The sequence below is a fragment of the Gracilimonas sediminicola genome, from assembly GCF_024320785.1.
Classification (GTDB): Bacteria; Bacteroidota; Rhodothermia; order Balneolales; family Balneolaceae; genus Gracilimonas; species Gracilimonas sediminicola.
On the sequence record NZ_JANDBC010000006.1, the window covers coordinates 1 to 1,796 of the forward strand.

Consider the following 1,796-nt stretch of genomic DNA (forward strand, 5'->3'; position numbering starts at 1 on the left):
TTGGTTCGCATGGTTTCATCAACGGGAATGTAATTTCGTCCTTTGGTGTCAATTCCATTAGATTTAAGATTCAGGTTCTCTGTATTTCCCTGCCTGCCGGTGGCAACTAATATCTGATCGGCTTCAAGTTCTCTTTCTTCTCCGTTTACCGTAAAACGGATGCTTCTTTTGTTACCTGTTTTTGTTACTTCCAGTATGTCCGTGTTCGTTAAAATGGTCAATCCTTCCTCTTCCAAATATCCCGTCAAGGCCGTTGCAAGTTCTTTGGGTTGATCACTTAACACATGTTCTGATCGTTGCAAAACCGTTACCCTGCTACCAAGCCGACTAAAAAGTTGTGCATTTTCCAGAGCAATATATCCGCCGCCCAGAATGACGAGTTCTTTCGGGAGATCCTCAAGTTCATAGGCTGATTCATTGGTCAGATATCCCGCTTCTTTGAGTCCGGGTATTTCAGGAATAAATGGGGAAGCTCCTGTGGCAATCAAAATGTTCTCGGCGGTATAGGTTGAGTTATTAACTTCGACCTGATTTGCCTGGGTTAACTTTCCGTACCCATCAATAAGGGTAATATTTGAATCATCCTTTATCACATTCACATACTTCTCCTGGCGCAGGTCTCGAACCATCTCCCGTTTTTGCTCAATCACTTTTTTAAAATCATTGATGGTTGCAGTGGTTTCTATCCCTTCAAACCGTGGACGAGATGCTTTATGGAAGGCTTCTGCTGTTCGAATTAGCGTTTTGGAAGGCACGCACCCAACATTTACGCACGTTCCACCTGTTGGCAGACCTTTATTGATAATCAGCGCGGTTCCCCCCAGTTCACTGGTTCGGATAGCGGCAGCAAAAGCGGCCGAACCACCCCCGATAATAATCAACGAGTAATGGGTTTCACCAGATTGCTCTTTTCCTGATTGGCCCACTACCTGATACTTTCCAGTCTGATTTACCGCTTCAATCACCGATGCTTTATCAAGTGTGGAATCATCGAATGCAACCATTGCCTTTCCTTTGGGGTAGCTTACAACCGCCTTCTGTATTCCGTTTAGTTTGGATAGATTTTTTTTAATAGACAAGGCGCAATGATCACATGTCATGCCCGCTATGTTCAGTTCCAGTTCTTTCATCATGTTATTTGTTTTCTCCCTCTTGTTGAAGGTTGGCTGTAAACCCGGTCTTATTGATCGCATCCTGAAGTTCTTTTTCCGTGAGTTTCGTTTTCAGATACGAAATAGTAGCCGTTCCACTGTCGTAGGATACCTTGGATTTAAGAATTCCATCCAGTTTGCCCAATTCGTTTTTAACACTGGCTTCACACCCAGCGCAGGTCATGCCCTCCACATTGAAGGTGACACGTTCTACATCTGCCTCGGAAACATATTGTATTTGTGCGGGTTGAGCGTCAGAGAAAAACCAATTGGAATAGTTTGGAAAAGCCAGCAACAGCGCCGCCACAACGGTTACGATGCCAAGAAACGATTTAGACTGGGTAAAACGGGCTTCTTCAGGATCACATTCGCAGTCGATTTCTTTTGAGGGCTTCAGTTTTTGATACCATGCGAACCCAAGTAAAAGAGCAGTCAGCCCAATTAAATAAGGTCGAAATGGATCCATGAATGAAAAAGTAGAGGCGATTCCACTCGTACCTGCCAGAACAGCCAGTACCGGTGTGATACAGCAAAGGGAAGCTATAAATGCTACTCCCAGTCCCGCGCCCAGCCAGTTTGTGTCAGAGTTATTGTTTTGTTGCTTGTTCATGCTGCTAATACCTCCATAATGGCATTGTTTTCAAT

At 44.4% G+C, this 1,796-nt stretch carries 2 protein-coding genes; both read right to left on the reverse strand.

The window, feature by feature from the left end; translation table 11 throughout:
- Positions 1–1,133, reverse strand: a 1,133-nt coding sequence (locus NM125_RS15845; RefSeq protein WP_255135954.1) for an FAD-dependent oxidoreductase, incomplete at its 3' end; no start/stop codon positions are given.
- Position 1,134: 1 nt separating this feature from the next.
- Positions 1,135–1,761, reverse strand: coding sequence for a mercuric transport protein MerTP (gene merTP, locus NM125_RS15850; protein WP_255135955.1), 627 nt, complete (start codon positions 1,759–1,761; stop codon positions 1,135–1,137).
- Between the last annotated feature and the right edge of the window lie 35 nt (positions 1,762–1,796).

Coding starts and splice junctions, on each gene's coding strand:
- merTP (WP_255135955.1), bottom strand. CDS start 1,761: ATGAACAAGCAACAAAACAATAACTCTGACACAAACTGGCTGGGCGCG.